We start from the raw sequence: 16,329 nt of genomic DNA, 5'->3' as shown, positions 1-16,329 counted from the left end.
CGGAAACACCGCGTCTCGCGCTACGATAAAAACCATGGACACGAAACTCCTCTTCCAGGACGCGGCGACCCTCAACACGCCGATGCTTGCCGTATTTGCCGTCGATATTGCCGCCAACAAGGATGCAGACCCCATACCGGTACTGCTCAACACCTCCGACCCCATCGCAAAGGCGGCCGCAAACGTACTCGCCTCGGGCGACTTCAAGGCAGGCCTGGGCGAGACGCTCCTGCTCCACTCCCCATCCGGCCTCAAAGCCGTGCGCCTGCTCCTCGTCGGCCTCGGCAAAGCCAAAACGCTCTCCTCCGATGAAATGCGCAAAGCCGCGGGAACCGCCGTGCGCGCTGCCAAACCGCTCGGTGTGCGCGACGTCGCCATCGCCTTCCCCGAAGACCGCGCCCTCTCCGACGAGCACGTAGACGATCTTCCTGCCGCGCTCATCGCACGCGCCCTCGCCGAAGGAGCCGAAGTCGGCGAAGTGGACTACGACACCTACCGCAGCGACCGCAAAGACCGCTCCGTCCACACCCTGACCATCGTCGCAAACGAACCGGAAAACAACGTCCGCACCGACATGCAGCAGGGCTTCGACCTCGGCCTCGTCGTCGCCCGCGCGCAAAACTTCACCCGCTCCCTCGTCAACGAGCCCGGCAATGTCCTCACGCCCACCGAACTCGGCCGCCGCGCTGCTGCGATGTCCAAAGAGATGGGCCTCGCCTGCGAAGTCCATTCCACCGCAAAGCTCAACGATCTGAAGATGGGCGCATTCTGGGCGGTCGCCAAAGGTTCCGCCGAACCCCCAGCCCTCATCGTCATGACCTACGAGCCCGAAGGCGGCGCGGCCAAAGACGCTCCCGTCCTCGGCCTGGTCGGCAAAGGCATCACCTTCGACACCGGCGGCATCTCCATCAAACCCGCCGAAGGCATGGAAAAAATGAAGTACGACATGGCCGGCGCCGCAGCCATGATCGGCGCGATGCAAGCCATCGCCCAACTCAAGCCAAAGGTCAAGGTCATCGGCGTCGTCTGCTCGGCCGAGAACATGCCCGACGGCGGAGCCTTCAAGCCCGGCGACGTCGTCACCACCATGTCCGGCAAGACCATCGAGATCGTCAACACCGACGCCGAAGGCCGTCTCGTCCTCTCCGACGGGCTCCACTACGCCAGGACCCTCGGCTGCACCCACCTCATCAACGCCGCCACCCTCACCGGGGCCTGCGTCGTCGCACTCGGCATGCTCAACGCCGGCCTCTTCTCCAACGACGATGCCACCTGCGCCCAATTCGAATCCGGCCTCAAAACCTCAGGCGAAAAGTTCTGGCGTCTCCCCTGCACCGACGACTACAAAGACCAGATCAAGAGCCAGATCGCCGACATGATGAACACCGGCAAAACCCGCTACGGCGGAGCGACCAACGCAGCCATGCTCCTCAAGGAGTTCGTCGGCGACACCCCATGGCTTCATCTCGACATCGCCGGCTGTGCCTGGAACGAGGAATCCAAACCCTGGCTCCCCTACGGCCCCAGCGGCATCGCCGTCCGCTCCATCATCGAGTGGGTCCGAAGCTACAACGCATAACCCCTTGACACCCCTGATAGACTTAAATCAGTAGGAAAAAGCAAAACGAGTCCGGCAAACCGCCGGACTTGTTGCTTTTAAGAACCCTCTGAATTAAGTCTCCAATGTTCAACCCGTCATTCTGAACGCATTTCAACCCGTCATTCTGAACGCATTTCAACACGTCATTCTGAACGCATTTCGACACGTCATTCTGAGCGCATTTCGACACGTCATTCTGAGCGCAGCGAAGAATCCCCGCATTTCTTTTCCGCGCCAATTCATTCCATGGCCACCCGATACTTAATCAGACCATCCTGTGTGCGTCTTTTGCACAAAGGATGGGAGACCACACCCTCCAACTCGACTATCACAACAAGACCCAAACCGCCCTGGCTTGCCAGCCCAGCAAACTCAAAGGCTGAAACACGCTGCGGAAAAATGCACGCTTTGTGCTTTTCGGTGGGAGCGCATGGCTTCAGCCCTGCGAAAATCCCAGTAAAACCAAGGGGCTTTAGAGGGTGCTGAAAAAGTCAGTTTGGCTTAAGGGCACGGCTTCAGCCGTGCCGCTCACGCTGCAAAATCAACGCGGCTTTAGCCGCTGAGGTACGCCTTCTTCCCGGCGAGACACTTTTTCATCACCCTCTTTAGCCCTGGGCCGTTCCGCACAAACTACCGGAGAACTTTAAACCCAATTCGATAAACAGGAATCACCACTTAACCCATTTGCATTCAACAACTTACCCATAACCCCTTTATCCAAAGTATTTTAGCCGTAACCCCTTTGTTCAAAGGAATTTAGCAATTAAGTATGGGGGGGAGGGACTACATCACCGAAGGAGCTTCAATCCCCAGGAAGCCAAGCGCCCGAATCATCTCCCGCTGAGCCACCACCGACGTGGCCAGCAGAAACGCCTTCCGCGTCGGGTCGGTCTCATGCAGAACATGATGCCGATGATAAAAATTGTTGAACTGCTGCGCGAGCTGAAACGCATACTTCGCCAGGTAAGCAGGCTCGGAGGTCGTCAGACACTGCTCGATGACCAGCGAGAGCTTCGAGGCCAGCAGCCACGTCTCCCACAGACTGCTCCCCTCCTCGCTCGTCAGAATCGCCCCCAGCGCGTCGCCCGGAATCGCCGCGAACGCCGCCACCACCTCAGCCTCCGTCGCCCCGGCCTTGCGCAGGATGTTCGCCGCCCGGACGATCGCGTACTGAACATAAGGCCCCGTCTCACCCTCGAAGCTGAGCGCGTCCTTGAAGTCGAACGCGATCACCGTATTCCGTGTAAAGCGCAGCATAAAGTAACGCAGCGCCCCGACGCCGATCTGCCTCGCAATCGTCTCCCGCTCAGCGTCCGTCAGCTCCGGATGCCGCTCGTCCACCTCCGCCTTCGCCGCGGCAATCAGCTTGTCGAGCAGGTCGTCCGCCTTCACCCCAAAGCCCTTCCGCCCGCTGACTTCGATATACGCCCGCTTGCGGTCCTCCTCCGAGACCTCGTAGCCCATGTCGAGCGCGCAGCGCGGCGTCAGCGCCACCATCTCGTAGCTGAAGTGAGTGTAGTGGTCCGCGGCCTCAGTAAATCCCATCCCTCGCAGCGCCTGAATCACCTGCGTCTGCGGATCGTTCTGCCGCGAGTCAATGACGTTGTAGATCGCGTCCGCGTGCCCAAACGTAGGCCGCTCGTGCCTGCTCGTGTCCGCAGTCGAGACCCAGCATGTGTGACTCGGATACTCACGAAACCGCTCATAACCGAAGTCCTTGCCCGGCAGCAGCCCGAACTTCCACAGATGGTAAGCAATGTCCTTACCGACGTAAGTAACCGTCCCATTCGAGCGAACGATGACCTTCGCATCTTCATCCGGCCCGTCCGCTCCCTGCTCGGCATCGGCGCCAGCGCGCCGCATCACCCAGCAGCCCTTGTTCTTGCCCTCAGTCTCTTCGTAGAGCACACCCTTCTCGATCATCAGCGTCCGCGCCGCGTCCCAGAAGTGAAGCGAGAGAATCTCACTCTCACGCGGCAAAAAGTCATACTCGATGCCCAGCCGCTCCATCGTCTCCAGATGACGGCGAAGCACGGCAGTCGAGATCAGCTCAGCCATCTCAGCCGTCTCATTCCCTCCGGCCTCCAGAGCATGAAGCGTGTCGAGACGAATCTGCTTCCGCGCCGCAGCCTGCGCCGCATCAGCCGTGTACCACTGCGAGACGCGAGCGTAGAGGTCCCAGCAGTAAAAGTCGATGCGCTCATTCTTCGCCGCGAGTTCGGCCAGCCGCGCGCGCGTACTCTCTAAATTTTTACCTTCGAGATGGACCAGCCCCACGACAACATCCGCCACCTGCACTCCGGTGTTGTCGATGTAGTTCTGCACCCCGACCTCGAAGCCGGACTTGTAGCTGTCACGCCGCAGAAGCCGCTGAAAGGTGTCGCCCAGAATCGCATTGCGCAGGTGCCCGATGTGCGCGGCCTTGTTCGGATTGATGCTCGTGTGCTCGACCAGACGAAAGCCCGGCCCGCCGATGTCAGCATGCCGATCGGCAGCGATGTTTCGCGCAGCCGCAGCGCGATCAAGGCGAACATTCAGATAGCCCGCGCCCGCCACTTCGACTCCGGTGACGCCATCAGGCAAAGACGCAGCCAGTTCAGCCGCAAGCTCCCCGGCAATCGCACGCGGAGCCTTGCGCAGGCGCTTCGCCAGCTCGAACGCCACAGGCAGCGCCAGCTCACCGAGCGCGACGCTGGGCGGCTGCTCCACCGCGAGATTGGTCAGCTCGACGCCATACTTTGCCTGAAGGATGGCCTGAATGCGGGCCAGCAGAGACTGTTGAATTGTGCGATACATGCTTCAGTTTCACCGTTCGTTCTTAGACTGGATTCAGTTTACGCGAGCAGTAGCAGCAGGCTACGGCATCTCCGCGGGCAGCGTCTCAATCTCTTCCAGCAGCGGTCTGTGATTGTGTGTCCTGATGCGGTGGACGAGGAAGATGACGCCGCCCGCGCCTGTGATCGAGACCAGCAGCCAGACATGCAGCGCGAGACTGAAGACGGCAGCCTGCGGAGCGGCCGCTCCGTGACTGACCAGCGCCGTCTTCACCGCAAGCTCAAAGGGGCCGATGGACCCGGGCGAGCTTGGAATGAGATACGACAAATTGGCAAACGAGACAGCAAGCCACGCGCTGACATGGTCCCCGCGAATACCCACCAGGTTGATGCTGGCCAGATAGATCATGCCTTCGCAGAACCAGATGACCGCCGATTGCGCCAGCAGCAGCAGCGAGCCCGCAATGCCGATGCGTGCGACTGCATCGAGCGCCAGCATCACCCAGTGCTCCGCCTTCGCCAGCTTCGGGTTTTTCCCATACCTCTGAAAGAGCCGGGAAACATGCGGCTGAAGAGCACGCGCCCCAAGCAGCAGCACGAGCAGCCCGAGTGCCGACACCGCCAGCGACACGTAAACAATCACATGCAGCCGATGCGTCGCAATGCTGCTCATCGTCGCGGCAAAGAGCACCACCAGCGTGAAGATGTCGAGCAACTTCTCCAGAATCACGGTGCTGAGAATGACCGAAGGCGACGCGCCCAGGTCGTCCGCGTAGGTGAACACGCGCATAATGTCGCCGATGCGCAGCGGCAGAATGTTGTTGGCCGCAAGCGAAACCATCAGCACGCGGGCGCAGGCAGAGAATCGCGCGCCGGTGGGGCGCATCATCGTGGTCCAGCGCACGCAGCGCAACGTGTAGCCTGCCAGCGTAAATCCGAGTACGCCGAGAATCCAGACCGGATGCGCCAGGCGCAGCCCGCGCATCTCCTCATAGGAGATGCCCTTGAAGGTGTACCAGAGAAAGAAGAGGCTGATCAGGACGCCGGGGACCGCTTTGAGAAGGTTGCGGCCGCTCTTGCCTGCATCGCGGCCTGATGCCTGGCCCGGTGTGCTGGCAGACGTGCTCATGCGCGCACCATCCCGCAAGAAGACCTGTGTGCCGTTGCGTGCTGATAGAAATCGCGGTGCAGAAACATACGTCTTCGATTGTATCTGCTGAACGGCGCAGCTCAGCCGTTACGAAGCTGTAAGCACCTGACCGGTGACGGCGGCAAAACTCTTATCCAGCATCCGGAACGCTTCGTCCACGTCCGCCTTTCCGATGTTCATCGGCGGAGACATGCGCAGCACGTTGTTGAACATCCCGCCCTTTCCGATCAGCAGTCCGTTCTCGCGCGCGGCTTCGAGCATCGCGTTGGCAGCTTCCGGCGCAGGCTCCTTGGTCTTCGGGTCCTTGACCAGTTCAAGCGCCTGCATCAATCCCATGCCGCGCACGTCGCCGATGATGGGATGACGCTCTTGAAGTTCCAGCAGCCGCTCGCGCAGATACGCGCCAACGACATCGCAGTTGCTGCGCAGATCATCTTCTTCGATCAAATCAATGACAGCCTTCGCCGCAACGCACGTGACCGGGTTGCCGCCGAACGTAGCGATCGTCGGGCCCTTGTAGGCGTCGGCCACCTCGGGCGTAGCGACGGTCAGGCCAATGGGATGCCCATTGCCAAGGCTCTTCGCCGCCGTCAGAATGTCAGGCTCGACCTCCCAGTGCTCGATGCCAAACCACTTCTTGCCGGTGCGTCCCCAGCCGGTCTGCACCTCGTCAGCGATGAAGTCTCCGCCATACTGCTTCACGATGCGGAAGGCGATTTTGAAGTACTCCCTGGGCGGCGTGATGAAGCCGCCGACGCCTTGAATCGGCTCCGCGATCATGCCCGCGATGGCTCCGCTCGTGCTCGACTGAATAACAGCCTCAATGTCCTGCGCGCAGGCCACCTCGCAACTCGGGTAGGTCTTGCCGAGCGGGCAACGATAACAATAGGGGTTCATCGCGTGGACGATGCCAATCTGATACGACACCTTGCGCCACGAGCTGATGCCGGTCAGCGAGCGTGTCATGGCCGAGCGGCCGCTGTAGGCGTGGCGCAGCGCAATGATTTCGAGGTTGCCGGTGTGCTGGCGCGCCGAGTCGATGGCGGTCTCGTTGGCCTCGCTGCCCGAAGACGTGAAGAAGCTCTTCTCAAGACGGCCCGGCGTAATCTGCGCAATCTTTTCCGCGAGCTCGACCGCGGTCTGGTGCGGATAGAGCGTCGAGGTGTGCTGGAGCTTGTCGATCTGCGCCTTCATCGGCCCGGTGACGCGCGGGTTGGCATGACCCACGCCTACCGTCACGATGCCTCCGAAGAAATCGAGATACCGCTTGCCCTCCACGTCCCAGATGTACTGCATCTGGCCGCGTTCGAGCGGCAAGGGCTCGCTAAAATAGGTGGCGACAGCGGGATAGATGAACTGCTTCTGTTTGCGATTGATTTCCTGTCGATCCATAACGCCGTTTCTCCATTGCCGGTCCGAAAACAACTATACGATTTTTCCTGGGGATGAAGGTGTGCTGCTCGCCGCTCAGCCTGTCATTCCCCTTTGCGTCATTCCAGAAGGGAATCTGCGCCTCGCATCGGCTGTGCCGGGCTCACCTGGATGGAAAATGCGTTAAACAAGCGATCCCGGGCCTTGAGACCCGGGACTCAGCTCTTTCGTTCCTGTTTGAATTAAACAGCGACTGCGGCGATGCTGGTATCGCTCAGCCGCAGAGCCAGCGCCTTGGCTGACCCGCCGCCACGTTGAAACTCGCTAAGGTTTGTCTCAACAACGCTGTAGCCAAACCTTCTCAACCGCTGCGCGAGGTCTGTTTCGACCCGCCCCATGATGATGTTGTCCCCCACATTGATCAGGTTGCAGGCAAACTGAGTTGCCTCCAACTCGCTGACAGCAATCCGTTTATCGGCGGGATACGCCGCCTCAATCTTCTTGTTTGAAGCCGCGTCGAACGCCTCGGGGAAGTACAGCACCTGTCCACCGCTCAGCGGCTGAAAGCACATATCCAGGTGGAAGAACCTCGGATCGACCAGATGCAGCGAGGTCACGCCGACGTGCCACGCATCAGCGACATGCTTGTGGCTCTGCTTGCAGGTCCGCACGCCGTGGGCAGCCCACAGGTGGTCGCCGTGTTCGTCGAAGATGGCATCGCCTTCGCCCTCGAACGAGGTCTCGCGCGGCGTCTCCCACAGCAGGAAACCCGCATCCTGCAACCACTTACGCAGATGCTCCTCCTCTGGCTCGCGCTGTTTATGGGCAAAGCTGGCAATGGCCGCCACGCCATGCTGCACCAGCGCCGCATGGGCCACGAAGACCATATCGGGCGACCCCTTCCGCGCCGGAAGCAGCCGCACGTCCGCGATCTTCTGCAGGTGCTGGTACAGGTCTTTCCATTGGGCAAAGACCACATCGCGCGCAGGCCGATGCAGGTTCCCGGCCATCCACGGGTTGATGACGTAGTTCACGTCGTACCACTCTGGAGGGCACATCAGGTAGGTTGGTTTGTCGAAATGGGGCAAGGCGGTAAAGGTTGAAGCGGGGAAGGAAGCTGTACTGCAGGTGGTATTCATAAAAGCCGTTTTCCTACTTTCCGCTGTAGAGTCTGACCCTCCCAACAGACCTTCGTCAAGTCCGGCATTGATGATTTTTTGTACAACTTTGGTTCGCCCTACCACATTTGGAATACAGTTGACAAACTAACTCCACAAGGTGCGAGGACGTAAAAAGAGGCCCGCAATGGGCCTCTTTCATTCAGATCAAACAATCGCCTGAGCTGCTTACAGCTTCTCGAAGAAATCGCACGCCGAGCACGAGATGTAGACTCCGCCCGGAACGCCGCGCTCGCGGTCTTTCACGCGCTTGACGATGCGTGTCGGTTTCGAGCACTTCGGACAGTCGGTGCTCTTGTTGGTATCCATGACCTTCTTGCGGTCGCCGGTCTTGGCAATCTTTGCCATAATGCTTGCTCTCCCTGATGCAGATGTGTCGGCCCGCGCACAGCGCGAAACTTCTCAAGTTGGATGGTCCGGGACACGCCACGGCAACGACCGGTGAGAGAAGAACTGCGATTGAGGCCCTGTAAAGAGTTTACACGAACCTGCTATTGCTGACGCGGACCGGGCTGCTGCCCACCCTGAGGAATCCCCTGAGGAATCGGCTGGGGAATCGGCTGAGGAAACGTCTGCGGCGAAGGGATGGTATCCGGATGTTCGCTCGGAGGCGCCGGAATCGGCCGCGCGTCAGGAAACTGCACCTTGCCCTGGCTGCCAGCCGGAACCGGCTCGCCGGGTTTGCGCAGCGTCGGCGGAGCTTTTGTCCCTGTTCCCGGCGCCTCGTCACCCATCGAAATCTGACGCGTCTGCGGAGGCGGATTGAATCCGCCCATCTCGTCAGTGTCGTGGACTTCCAGCGGCTTGCCCAGCGCGGCGATCTCGACCCGGATCACGCGGTCGCCCTCGAAGCGCACGAAGCGGACCGTCTGCGGCACATGGCCGTAAATCCAGTCCTCGTAGAGCGGCTTGTTCGGGTCATTGTCCTCGTGCTCGCGGACTTTATTCTCCGGCTCGCCCACGGAGGCCAGCACCATCTTGCGGTTCATCCCCACCAGCACCTGGTGTTCGTTGATCGAGGTACGAACCAGCGTAGGCAGCGTGTCCGCGTAGGCCTGCTGCGAGGTCTTCACGCCGAAGTCGATCACCGGCGCAAGCAGAGACTTCACCTCAGGCGCGGAGATCTCCGGAATCGGCCCGGGAAAGACAAGCGTAATCCGCGAGCCGGTCGCCGTCTCCATCGTGTTCGCAACCACATCATTGTCGTTCAGTTGAATGTGGCGCAGAAAACGGTGCTTCAGAAATGGGCCGCCGTTCAGGTCCATCACAATGCGGTCGCCTTTGAATTCGAGAGACGTAATGATGACGCGGTCGCCCGGTCCTGCGGCCTGACCTTTGGTATAGATCAGCTTCAGATACTCAGCCGGCCCCGGCGAAAGCGGCCCGTTGGCCTTGAGCATCAGCGCCGGGCTGATGGGCAGCGCCATGTGCGCGAAACCCTGCTCGTCCTCGAGATTCCGCACCAGATCGCGCCTGCCGCGCTCCGTCAATTTGTCGGTGGGAAGAGGAACATTAGTCGGCTTAAAGGTGGTTGAGATGCCGTTCGTTGCTGTCTGTTCACCGACAACGAAAACCTGCGCGCCCGCCGCAGCCGCGCTCAGCGCCAGCAAACCCGCAATCAGTGCCCATCCGTATCTGCTCAGTGCCATACGAGCACCTCACATCTACAAAAAGCTTGCGCCTTCTCTTCTCTTTTGACAAGCGCAGCAACCCACCGGTTGGCCGAGCCCGCTGCGGAAAAACGCCGCGTTGTGCTTTTCGGTGGGAGCGCAGAGCTTTAGCCCTGCGAAAACTCCAGCAAAATGAAGGGGCTTTTCCGCATCCCCTTCAGCCACCCGCCTGACACCCATCAGCCGCGCCAGACTACCCCTTCGTATTCTCACCAGCCGGAGGACTCTGCGGCGTAGCCGGCAATATCTGAACCAGCGGAGCAGGCCGCGCCTGCTGAGCCTGCTCCATCGCCGCATGGGCGGCAGGCGGCTTGGCCTCCAGCGGATAGCCCCCCGGCACAGCAGGGGTGTACGTGTAATGCCACGCATAGTCGCGCGTGACGCGGACGAGCACCGCAATCGCAACCAGCAGGACAACGCCGGTCAGAATCGCAGCCTCCGGCCCGTAGTCGCCGCCCGTCAGCCAGTCGCGCCCAATGGCCCGCGTCTGCACCACGGTCGAGAAGTTCGCAAGGCCGCTGACCGGAAGCCCGAACAGCACAGCCATGCTCGCGTTCCAGGCAAAGTGCAGCCCCCACGCCATCCACAGCCCATGCGTGCGCAGCCATGCAATCGAGAGGAGCACGCCTGCAAGAATAGTAATCAGCACGCTGATCCAGTTGGCATCAGGATTGAACATGTGCAGCATCCCGAAAAAAATCGCCATCAAGATCGTTGCCTTCACCGGCCCGGCCGCCTCAATCAGCCGCCGGAAGGGATAGCCCCGGAACGCAACCTCCTCGGCCAGCGCCGCAACGGCCAACGTCAGCACATTGATGAAGGCCAGCTCGAACGCGCGCGGCTCCGTCCAGAACCGGACATGGAGCGTGTGGGCAAGCGCCATCGGCAGCACCGCCAACACCATGGCTCCCCAGCCGATAGCCGCGCCCAGCGTCCACTCTCTGCGCGCGGTAGGGCGCTTCGGCAGGCCAAGCAGTTCGCGCGCCGGTACCGGCCCCAGCGAAATCGCCTGAAGAATGGAAAACCCCAGCCAGAGCAAAAAAAGAAAAAAAACCGCGCTCAGCAGAAACCGCTCCGCCCCCAGATTGAGGGCCAGCGCGATTCCTCTGGCCGCGCGCGCCGCCAGTGCCTGGGCCGCGAGAATCCACGCGATGGACGCGATAAAGAGCGCAAGCTGAAGCATGCGCTTGGAACGGCCCTCAGGTGTCAAATCGAACGCCGGCAACGGTTGCTACTCCATCAGGCTGCGCGCCTAAGCGGTGGTGTAAAACTGCGCGATATTGCGGAACTTCCGGTACCGCCGCTCCAGCAGATCGTCGAGCGACAAGGCGCGTAATTCGCCCAGGTGATAACGGAGCTTCTCATCCACAATCGCCATCGCCTGCGCCGGGTCGTCCTGCGAGCCGCCGTCCGGCTCCGGCAGCACATCATCCACGCAGCCAAGCTGCCGCACACTCGTCGCCGTGTACTTCAGCGCCGCCGCCGCCTGCTGCTTCTTCGCTGCGTCCTTCCACATGATGGAGGCGCAGCCCTCAGGCGAGATCACCGAATAAATCGCATTCTCCAGCATCAGCACGCGGTCAGCGACAGCCAGCGCCAGCGCACCGCCCGAGCCGCCCTCGCCCGTAATAGTCGCAATCGTCGGCACGCGCAGACGCGACATCTCGATCAGGTTGCGCGCAATCGCCTCGCCCTGTCCGCGTTCCTCAGCGCCGATCCCCGGGTTCGCACCCGCAAGATCAATAAACGTAAAGATGGGCCGTTTAAACTTTTCCGCGATCTTCATCGCACGCAATGCCTTGCGATAGCCCTCAGGGTCCGGGCTGCCGAACTTCCGCGCGACCCGCTCCTTCAGCGTTCGCCCCTTCAGGTTGCCGATGACCATCACCGGTTCGCCGTGAAAGTACGCCATGCCGCAGGACATCGCTGCATCGTCGCCAAAGGCGCGGTCGCCGTGGATCTCGCTGAAGTCGGTGAACAGTGCGTCGATGAAGTCCATCGGGTAAGGACGCTGCGGGTGCCTGGCCAGCTCCGTCTTGACCCAAGCCTCTGGAGGCGGTTCCTGCACGTGCTGGGTATGGGTGTGTCTGCCTGCTTCGTGTTCTGCCATGATAATCGGGTATCGCTATTACTTCTACGATTGTACCGGCATTCTAAGAGCCCGTGACTTTTTACGCCGGTCATTCTGAGCGTAGCGAAGAATCTCTGTGTTTTTTCTTTGCCCCTGCCGTTAGTGCCCGCTCCAGGCCGCTTAGTCCATCACGCGAACGCCGCCCCTGCCAACCAGTTCTTCCACTCTGTCGATAAACAGCCGATCCGCCGCGACCGTCACGCCATGCGGTTCAAGCACCGCGCAGAACTCGCCCGGCTCCTCAAGGTCAAGCAGCAGCTTGCCTTTGCCCGGAGCAGCCACCAGAATCGCGTGCAGCTTCTCCAGCAATGCCGTGTCCGGACTATGCAGCGGCACCTTGATACGCAGAGCATCCGGCAGCTTCACCTTCACGTCTTCGAGCGCCTGAATGCTCGACACAGCCAACTTCGGCGCGGAATCCTCTTCACCGCGCAGCACGCCGCGCACCAACACCGGCACATCGATCTTCAACTTTTCGGCCAGCTTCTCGTAGCTCTGCGGAAACACAATCAACTCGATCTTGCCGCTCGTGTCTTCAAGCGCGGCCTGCGCATACAGCTCGCCCGACCGCTTCGACTTCGCCACTTTGAGCCCCGTAATCACACCGGCAATCTGAATCTCATTCTGCGGCTCTTCTCCGCGCCGACGGAATGTCTGCGGCTCCGGCTTCATCTCGCAAGCCGTCGCCGTATCGACCACTTTCAGGTTCCGCAGCTTCTCGCGGTACTTGTCCATCGGGTGCCCCGAGACGAAAAACCCGAGCACCTCTTTTTCATGCTGCAATCGCGTGTGCTCGTCCCAGTCCGCGACACTTGGCAGCGCCTCGTCCTGCTTGCCCGCTCCCGCGCCCGCGTCGTCAAAGATGCCAAACAGTCCACTCTGCCCGGCGGCTTCATCCTTCTGCGCCTTCTGCGCACGCTCCATCGCCTTGTCGAGCGCGGCGCTCAGTTGTCCGCGACCGCCAAAGCCGTCCATCGCTCCCGCCTTAATCAGCGACTCGATGACGCGCTTATTCATCAGCCGCAGATCGACCTTCTCGCAGAACTCCCACAGGCTGCTGAAGCCCTGCTTCCCTGCCGCGTGCAGCGCCGCCCGCGCGGCAATGATCGACTCAATCGCGTTGTGGCCCACGTTCTTAATCGCAGCCAGCCCAAACCCAATCGCATCGCCAACCGGCGTGAAGTTCGCAAACGAGACCTGCACATTCGGCGGCACGACCTGGATATTCATCTCGCGGCACTCCGAGATGTACTTCACCACGTTCTCCGGCTTCGACGTTTCGCTCGTCAGCAGCGCCGCCATAAACTCCACCGGATAGTGCGTCTTCAGCCACGCCGTGTGATACGCCAGCAGCGCATAGGCCGCCGAGTGCGACTTGTTGAACCCATACCCCGCAAACTGCTCCATCAAATCAAACAGCGCCCCGGCCTTGTCCTTGGCAAATCCCTTCTGGACCGCACCGGCCATGAAGGTATCGCGCTGCTTCGCCATCTCGGCCGGATCTTTCTTGCCCATCGCGCGCCGCAGCAGGTCCGCGCCGCCCAGCGAGTAGCCCCCAATCACCGAGCTGATCTGCATCACCTGCTCCTGATACACAATCACGCCCAGCGTCTCCCTCAGAATCGGCTCCAGCTCCGGGAACATGTATTCAACCGCGCGCCGCCCCCACTTGCGCTCGATGAAGTCATCAATCATGCCGCCCTGAATCGGTCCCGGACGATACAGCGCATTCAAAGCCGTCAGGTCTTCAACCGTCGTCGGCTTATACCGCCGCAACACATCGCGCATTCCACCCGACTCAAACTGAAACACGCCCGAGGTCAGCGCGCGATGAAACACCTGCTCATAGGTCTTCGCATCGTCCAGCGGCACCGTAGCCAAATCCAGTTCGACGCCCGCGGCCTCGCCGCGGTTCCGGTTGATCAGCTTCAGGCAGTCATCAATGACCGTCAGCGTCGTCAGCCCGAGAAAGTCCATCTTCAGCAGACCCATCTTCTCGACGGCCTTCATGTCATACGCCGTCACCACCGCCTCATCCTTGGTGCGCGTCACCGGCACCAGCTCCGTCAGCGGCTGCGGCGCAATCACCACGCCCGCGGCATGAACACCCGCCCCGCGAATCAGCCCCTCCAACCGCATCGCCGCGTCGATCACTTCCTTCACGCGCGCGTCGCCCTCATACGCCGTCGCCAGCATCGGCGAGTCCTTCATCGCCTGCTCAATCGTGATGCCGATTGTCGCCGGAATCATCTTCGCAATCCGGTCCACCTCGCCATACGGCATGTCGAGCGCGCGGCCTACGTCCTTGATCGCCGCCTTCGCCGCCATCGTATTGAACGTGATGATCTGCGCAACCTGATCGGCGCCATACTTGCGCTTGACGTACTCAATCACCTCCCCGCGGCGGTTCATGCAGAAGTCGATGTCGATATCAGGCATCGACACGCGCTCCGGATTCAGAAACCGCTCAAACAGCAGCTCGTTCTGTAGCGGGTCGATGTCCGTAATCTCCATCACATACGCCACCAGCGACCCCGCCGCCGAGCCACGCCCAGGCCCCACAGGAATGTTGTGCTCCTTCGCGTACCGGATGAAGTCCCACACAATCATGAAGTAGCCGGGAAACTTCATCTGCTTGATGCACGCAAGCTCGCGCTCCAGCCGCGCGTGATAGTCCTCAATCGACTTGCGCAGCAACCCCCGTTCGCGCAGATGCGCCACCGCCGTATCGAGCCGCTTCTTCAGTCCCTCGCGGCACACGCGCTCAAAGTAGCTCTCCAGCGTCTCGCCCTCCGGCACGTCGAACACCGGGAACGGGTCCTTCACCTTCGACATCTTCAGGTTGCAGCGGTCCACAAACTGCATCGTCCGCGTGCACACCTCTTCGTGCCCGGCAAACGTCCGGTGCATCTCCTCCGCCGTCTTGATGTAGAACTCCTGCGTGTCGAACTTGAAGCGGTTCGGGTCGTTCATCGACCCCGCCGTCTGCACGCACAGCAGAATCTCGTGCGCCCTGCTGTCATCATTCGCCACATAGTGGCTGTCGTTGGTGGCAATCAGCGGAATATCCAGCTCGCGCTCCAGCTTGAACAACGCGTCGCAGACACCCTTGTCCGGCTTCAGCCCATGGTCCTGAATCTCCAGAAAGTAGTTGCCCTTGCCGAACATGTCCTGATAGAAGCCCGCTGTCTTCTTCGCCTCTTCGTACTTCCCTTCCATCAGGTGCTGATTCAACTCACCCGCCAGACACCCGGAAAAACCAATCAGCCCCTCCGTATGCTTTGCCAGAAAATCCTTCGAGACCCTCGGCTTGCGATAGAACCCATGCAGCGCCGCCTCGCTCGTCAGCCGCACCAGATTGCGATAGCCTTCCTCGTTCTCCGCCAGCACCAGAAAGTGGTTGTACCCATCAGCCAGTTCACGGTGGTCCGCAGTCTTCGAGATGTAAAGCTCGCACCCCAGAATCGGTTTCACATTCTTCTTCTGCATGGCATCGAAGAAGTGGACCGCCCCAAAGATATTCCCGTGGTCGGTAATGGCCGCCGCCGTCTGGCCAATCTTGCTGACGTGCGCCGCCAGCTTGTCCACATCGCAGGCGCCGTCCAGCAGCGAATAATCCGAATGAAGATGGAGATGGGTAAACTCAGCCGCCATACCCTCAGTGTAGAACCGCACGCGCAGAGGAAAACGTGGTACGAAATGAACTGCCGGCTTTTAGCCTTTCTTGCTTGCCATTCCCGAAGCGAATCTGCGTTTGCCGTTGCTCTTGCCGTTGCTCTTGCCTTTGTTCTTGCCTCTCTTATTTGTCATTCCCGAAGCGAATCTGCGTTTGCCGTTGCTCTTGCCTTTGCATTTGCCGTTGCTCTTGCCTTTGCATTTGCCGTTGCTCTTCCCAGGTGCCCCATCCATCGCGCTCTTTGCGATGGGTGGGAACGCATACCCTGGCCCAGCCAGCTTTTGCCACTGCCTGTTCTCTTCGCATTTCCATTCCGCAGCGCAGCGGAGGAACCCGCTTTTTCACCACCCACAGGCATCTCCATCGAAACCTGCACTAAAATGTTCACCGACATGAGCAGCCTCTTCACCTTAGACTTCATCCGCACCCAGCTCCACCGCCGGGCCATGCGAAGGCTGATCGCGCAGGCCCGCTCCTGGCCCACCGCCACCGGCGAAGTCAACCACTGGGAGGTCAAGCCCGCCGACGAGAGCGAGCTCACCGGCGCAACTCCGAACCAGATCGAAGCCCGCTTCCACTTCAGCGTCAACGGCGAGTACTACGGCGGCTACTTCCGCAGCATCGCCATGGGCGTCCACCAATCCGAAACGCTCGCCAAAGGCACCCCGCCGGTCAACGTCCGCTACAACCCCCAAAACCCCGACTCCAACATCGCTCTCCCCGAAGACAACACCCAGAACTTCCCCTTCAGCATCTCCACCGGCGCCTGAATCGAGCCG

Annotated in this window: 11 protein-coding genes; 2 read left to right on the top strand and 9 right to left on the bottom strand. The window is 60.6% G+C overall.

Going from position 1 to position 16,329, the window contains the following annotated elements; genetic code table 11:
* Window positions 1-34: 34 nt before the first annotated feature.
* A complete protein-coding gene (locus tag VFU66_RS13805) occupies window positions 35-1,579 on the top strand; it encodes a leucyl aminopeptidase (RefSeq protein ID WP_326446847.1) in 1,545 nt (514 codons plus the stop codon).
* Window positions 1,580-2,383: 804 nt separating this feature from the next.
* On the opposite strand, the gene VFU66_RS13800 is transcribed toward VFU66_RS13805, so the two are convergent.
* From VFU66_RS13800 to dnaE, 9 genes are all read right to left on the bottom strand, one after another.
* Window positions 2,384-4,396 carry an arginine--tRNA ligase gene (locus VFU66_RS13800; protein ID WP_326446846.1) on the bottom strand — a complete coding sequence of 671 codons (2,013 nt, stop codon included), beginning with the start codon at window positions 4,394-4,396 and terminating at the stop codon, window positions 2,384-2,386.
* A gap of 60 nt (window positions 4,397-4,456) precedes the next feature.
* Window positions 4,457-5,503: a lysylphosphatidylglycerol synthase transmembrane domain-containing protein gene (locus VFU66_RS13795; RefSeq protein WP_326446845.1), complete on the bottom strand. Its 1,047-nt coding sequence runs from the start codon at window positions 5,501-5,503 to the stop codon at window positions 4,457-4,459.
* Window positions 5,504-5,611: 108 nt separating this feature from the next.
* Window positions 5,612-6,916 (bottom strand): aspartate aminotransferase family protein, encoded by a 1,305-nt coding sequence (locus tag VFU66_RS13790; RefSeq protein WP_326446844.1) that lies wholly within the window; start codon window positions 6,914-6,916, stop codon window positions 5,612-5,614.
* Window positions 6,917-7,137: 221 nt separating this feature from the next.
* Window positions 7,138-8,034, bottom strand: coding sequence for a dimethylarginine dimethylaminohydrolase family protein (locus VFU66_RS13785; RefSeq protein WP_326446843.1), 897 nt, complete (start codon window positions 8,032-8,034; stop codon window positions 7,138-7,140).
* Between the two features lie 207 nt (window positions 8,035-8,241).
* A complete protein-coding gene (locus VFU66_RS13780) occupies window positions 8,242-8,421 on the bottom strand; it encodes an Rcat domain-containing protein (RefSeq protein ID WP_326446842.1) in 180 nt (59 codons plus the stop codon).
* A 143-nt stretch (window positions 8,422-8,564) separates the two neighbouring features.
* A complete protein-coding gene (locus VFU66_RS13775) occupies window positions 8,565-9,722 on the bottom strand; it encodes a hypothetical protein (protein WP_326446841.1) in 1,158 nt (385 codons plus the stop codon).
* 214 nt (window positions 9,723-9,936) lie between these two features.
* Complete coding sequence (locus VFU66_RS13770; protein ID WP_326446840.1) at window positions 9,937-10,926, bottom strand: CPBP family intramembrane glutamic endopeptidase; 990 nt, start codon at window positions 10,924-10,926, stop codon at window positions 9,937-9,939.
* A gap of 69 nt (window positions 10,927-10,995) precedes the next feature.
* Window positions 10,996-11,853: an acetyl-CoA carboxylase carboxyltransferase subunit alpha gene (locus VFU66_RS13765; protein ID WP_326446839.1), complete on the bottom strand. Its 858-nt coding sequence runs from the start codon at window positions 11,851-11,853 to the stop codon at window positions 10,996-10,998.
* Between the two features lie 141 nt (window positions 11,854-11,994).
* On the bottom strand, window positions 11,995-15,528 hold the full coding sequence (gene dnaE, locus VFU66_RS13760; RefSeq protein ID WP_326446838.1) for a DNA polymerase III subunit alpha: 3,534 nt from the start codon (window positions 15,526-15,528) through the stop codon (window positions 11,995-11,997).
* Between the two features lie 414 nt (window positions 15,529-15,942).
* Here dnaE and VFU66_RS13755 point away from each other — a divergent pair, with 414 nt between their 5' ends.
* Window positions 15,943-16,320, top strand: coding sequence for a DUF3592 domain-containing protein (locus VFU66_RS13755; RefSeq protein WP_326446837.1), 378 nt, complete (start codon window positions 15,943-15,945; stop codon window positions 16,318-16,320).
* Window positions 16,321-16,329: the final 9 nt, after the last annotated feature.

Origin of the sequence: Edaphobacter sp. (genome assembly GCF_035763405.1) — a bacterium.
Lineage (GTDB): Bacteria > Acidobacteriota > Terriglobia > Terriglobales > Acidobacteriaceae > Edaphobacter.
Note: the sequence above shows the minus strand (reverse complement) of the source record. Positions and strands in the feature narration are given on the sequence as shown.

Coding starts and splice junctions, on each gene's coding strand:
- VFU66_RS13805 (WP_326446847.1), top strand. CDS start 35: ATGGACACGAAACTCCTCTTCCAGGACGCGGCGACCCTCAACACGCCG.
- VFU66_RS13800 (WP_326446846.1), bottom strand. CDS start 4,396: ATGTATCGCACAATTCAACAGTCTCTGCTGGCCCGCATTCAGGCCATC.
- VFU66_RS13795 (WP_326446845.1), bottom strand. CDS start 5,503: ATGAGCACGTCTGCCAGCACACCGGGCCAGGCATCAGGCCGCGATGCA.
- VFU66_RS13790 (WP_326446844.1), bottom strand. CDS start 6,916: ATGGATCGACAGGAAATCAATCGCAAACAGAAGCAGTTCATCTATCCC.
- VFU66_RS13785 (WP_326446843.1), bottom strand. CDS start 8,034: ATGAATACCACCTGCAGTACAGCTTCCTTCCCCGCTTCAACCTTTACC.
- VFU66_RS13780 (WP_326446842.1), bottom strand. CDS start 8,421: ATGGCAAAGATTGCCAAGACCGGCGACCGCAAGAAGGTCATGGATACC.
- VFU66_RS13775 (WP_326446841.1), bottom strand. CDS start 9,722: ATGGCACTGAGCAGATACGGATGGGCACTGATTGCGGGTTTGCTGGCG.
- VFU66_RS13770 (WP_326446840.1), bottom strand. CDS start 10,926: ATGCTTCAGCTTGCGCTCTTTATCGCGTCCATCGCGTGGATTCTCGCG.
- VFU66_RS13765 (WP_326446839.1), bottom strand. CDS start 11,853: ATGGCAGAACACGAAGCAGGCAGACACACCCATACCCAGCACGTGCAG.
- dnaE (WP_326446838.1), bottom strand. CDS start 15,528: ATGGCGGCTGAGTTTACCCATCTCCATCTTCATTCGGATTATTCGCTG.
- VFU66_RS13755 (WP_326446837.1), top strand. CDS start 15,943: ATGAGCAGCCTCTTCACCTTAGACTTCATCCGCACCCAGCTCCACCGC.